General features: G+C 42.4%; 4 protein-coding genes. All 4 read left to right on the forward strand.

The window, feature by feature from the left end; all coding sequences use genetic code 11:
* The coding region (locus AC3A14_RS24250; protein WP_487779217.1) for an RHS repeat domain-containing protein at positions 1-2276 on the forward strand (2276 nt) is incomplete at its 5' end.
* On the forward strand, positions 2273-2680 hold the full coding sequence (locus AC3A14_RS24255) for a hypothetical protein (protein ID WP_318737830.1): 408 nt from the start codon (positions 2273-2275) through the stop codon (positions 2678-2680). The genes AC3A14_RS24250 and AC3A14_RS24255, both read left to right, overlap by 4 nt.
* Positions 2681-2983: 303 nt before the next feature.
* Positions 2984-3367: a hypothetical protein gene (locus AC3A14_RS24260; RefSeq protein ID WP_487779218.1), complete on the forward strand. Its 384-nt coding sequence runs from the start codon at positions 2984-2986 to the stop codon at positions 3365-3367.
* A 279-nt stretch (positions 3368-3646) separates the two neighbouring features.
* On the forward strand, positions 3647-3939 hold a 293-nt coding region (locus tag AC3A14_RS24265), incomplete at its 3' end, for a hypothetical protein (protein ID WP_487779219.1).

Genomic DNA, 3939 nt, shown 5'->3' on the forward strand with positions numbered 1-3939 from the left:
CTTCGGTTAGTTATGGCTATGATGAAACGACGCGCACGGAAACCATAACTAGCGAGCGAGGAACGACGGTTTATCAGTATGATGAATTGGGACAACTGATTTCGAGAACAGATCCAGAAGGACCGTATTTAGAGAGTGGTGCGAGTTTAGAATATACCTATGAAGAAGGGTATTTAACTGGCGTGAAAACTCCCAGTCGGGAGATCGGTTATGGTTATGATGAAGAGGGTAATCTTGCTTCAGTAACTACGGATGAAGGGACGACGGTTTACGAGTACTTAAATGGCGAGTTAGTGAAGACTATCTTTCCTAACGATACGGCGGAAATGATTGTGTATGATGCCTTGGGACGCATTGATGTGATTGAGACGGTGAAGGTTGACTCGGATACCGGGGAAACCTTAGAGGTATTAGCCAGTTTTGATTATGAGGTGGATGATGTCGGAAATCGCGAGAAAGTGACCGACCATGAGGGGAGAGTGGTTGAGTATAAGTATGATGAGTTGAATCGGGTCATTGAGGAGAAGATTACTCATCCGGTTGAGGGAGAGCGGACGATTTCTTATGTGTATGATGAGGTGGGAAATTTAGAGTATAAGGGAGATTCTCTCCAGGGAGATACGGATTTTGTTTATAATTCTCTCAATCAGTTAATTCGTTCGACGTTTGCAGGAGTTGAGACGCTTTATACTTATGATGATAATGGCAGTCTGAAGACGCGCAAGACTGGGGATAAGACGATTACTTATGATTGGGAAAATGATGGGGAAAATCGTTTGGTTGGCGTGGAGATTGTGGAGGGGAATGAGAGGACGGAGATTGAGTACGAGTATAACGAGAATGGGATACGGGTTGGCAAGACGGTTGATGGGGTGGAGACGAGTTATTTGATTGATGAGCTGCGTCCTTACGCGCAGGTTTTGGAAGAATACGATGCATTGGGGAATTTGCAGGCAGCTTATACTTATGGGGAGGATTTAATTAGTCGCAACGGACAGTTTTATCACAAGGATGGGTTGGGTTCGACTCGTTTGTTGACGGATGCTTTGGGAGGGGTAAGCGAGAGTTACAATTACGATGCTTATGGCAATTTAATTGCAGGAGATGGTTCTGAGAATCCTTATTTGTTTGCTGGAGAGCAACGGGATGTTGAGACGGGGTTGGATTATCTCAGAGCGAGGTATTATGACCCGACTTTGGGACGTTTTATTTCCCGGGATGCTTATCAAGGTTCGTTGAATGACCCTATGAGTCAGCATAAGTATCAGTATGCTCATGCTAATCCCGTGGTTAATACTGACCCTAGTGGATATGCCACCTTCACTCAAATAGCAGCAGCTTCTGCACTTTACAGTACTCTTGCTGGTTTAAGTTTTACCACGGGTGCTGCTGGTGCTGTTTTAGCTGGTGGAGGGAGTTTGGGTGATGCTTTAGCTCTTTATGACCAGTTTTTTGCTGGGATGTTAGATAGCTTAACGTTTGGAATCAGCACATTTGCTCGACGATTAGGACATGGAGAAGCAGCCACACGAAATCATCATGGACTTTTCTTCAATTTGGGTCGGTTTAGTGGATCGATTGCTAGTATATGGATAGGCGCTTATGCTGCTCCTTTCAGAGGTTTCCAAGCAGCTCCTTGGTGGGCAAAAGCAGCCTTGGGTTACGATCTATTTGGTGCTGGTATTGGCATTGCTCAAAGCTCAGCTAATATTATGCAAGGAAAGGCAACCTGGTGGGATATCTTACCATTTCTACCAATCCTTGCTTGGAGTGGTGCGAAGCTTAAACTAGGTTCAAAAAAAGTGAGTTATGGTATTGATGGAAATAACTTACAAATTACTCCAACTGGCGAGCCTCCTACTGTAAGTCCTAGAGGTTCAGGAACAATAACATCGACTGAAGGGATTCCTGATACATTGAAACTAACAGGTCGGTTGCAAGCTGATAATTGGACTCCACCACCAATACAGACAAATAGACATGGTAAACTCACGAATGGTTCATATACTTTAGATACCCCAGGTATGAATGTTCATACAACAGGCACCTTAGCACTAGGTAAAAGCCAGTTCTTGCATCGAGTAAATTATCAAACCCTAGTGTTAGATGCAGCTTCCTATGCTGATGAAGCTAATCTATGGCAAGGGTCCAAGGCAAAAGTAGTATTAGACAGACCTATCGGAGTTCACGCTTCTACAGGTCAACCAACAAATGTACTTAATATATACCGAAATAAAAATAACTTTGTTCATGGAGCACCAGGAAGTCCACTATGATTAATATAGGAAACTATTTTAGATTTACAGAAAATAATCTCAGCCACTGGAAAATAGAAGCAGTCAGGCAAATCCTAGACATGCTTGTCCATTCAATTGAAGATTCCATCATTGATTGGGAACCTGGAGATGAAGAGTGGGCAAGACTATTAGTTGGCAAAGAAGTTGTAGCAATTGTTTGTGCTAAAGTACCGCTTATTATTGTGCTAGAAAAATATAAAGACAAATTTTCAAATCATTTCTTTCTAAAAGAAATTAAAATCTTTATCATTAAAGATTTTGATGATAATCTCTATTGTATAGAGAAAGAATTACTCGAAAAAACATTTGGAAGAGAAATGACCTCCAATATTTCATATAGTGCTTTATCTATCAATGATCTATGGTGGGCAACAGTCACATAAGAATAAAATATTCCTCAATAGGATAGCAAATATGACTATGGGTTAGGAGGACAGTATTGAATATACTTACACGGAATCCGGACAAATTGAGACCATAACCCATAGTCGAGGAATTACAGACTTTGGCTACGATGAGTTGGGATATTTAGTGTCCAGGCAAGATGCAAGCGGTCTTTTGGAAGTGCCCACTTTATGTCTTATTTTGATTTCTTTAGTGCTTTCGGAGGTATTATAATCCAAACAAACCCGTAGTTTTTTAGGAAGAACTATCGTACCATAATTTTATCGTTTATTTAGAAAAACATGTTTTCAATCAATACAGAACTCGAACGAATCAGAAATTCTGGTTTAATCGTTAGTCGCACTGCATTTGGAAAATCTTCGACTAGTTATGATATCTGTAAACCGATTTCAGTTTCAGGAAATACGAGGAAGAACTATCAAATGAGTATTCTTATCGACTCAGGGAAAATTAGGTGTGATGCTCCAATAACAACACTTTCTTTCAAAGAAAATGTCTGGATTTTTTATCTCGGTGAGTGGCCCCCCGGCCCCGGTCGTGGAGATTTTGAGTTGACTTTTCCTACTCTTAAAACTGCGGTAGATTCAATTCTTGACTACTACTTTGGCGATCCATCAAGAATGAATTCACCCGAATTGGTTGAACTTGACGATGATGTAGAATAGTCAAAGTTGGCTACAATAGACATCTCCTAAAACCCCGTTTTTTGAAGGGAAGTATTAGGGTTTTAGCCTAATTTTAGGAGATATCTAATGGTGTCGCCGGACAGTTGGTGGAAATGGTTTATGGGGATATCGCATTTCAACTCAGCATCGTCCCCTCTTTCAAACCTGAACTCCATCCGCAGATAAAAATCGCTCTGTGTCAGGGAGCGCCCTACCGATGCTCTGGGGAATACCACCACTACTTATGAGATAGAAGCGACTGACCCGGATGGGGACGAGTTGAACTATAAGATAATTAAAGCGCCTACTGGTGTCAGTTTAGAGGACAACCTCCTCAGTTGGGAGAATCCCCCAGTGGGAGAGCATCAAATCGTCGTGGCGGTAGAAGACAGTCAAAAGGGTGCGGCGCAAGGGTTTAAGCTCAGAGCCTACGACAACCAAGCGGCGCAGGTAGTCAATTCTAATACTTCTGAAGCTGCCTTTGTTTCCGCCCTCTATCAGCACGACGTGCGGGCAGTTGACCCAGATGGGGGTCGGTTGACCTATCGCCTCTCAGAAGCTCCAGAGGGCAT

Source organism: Roseofilum sp., assembly GCF_982964205.1.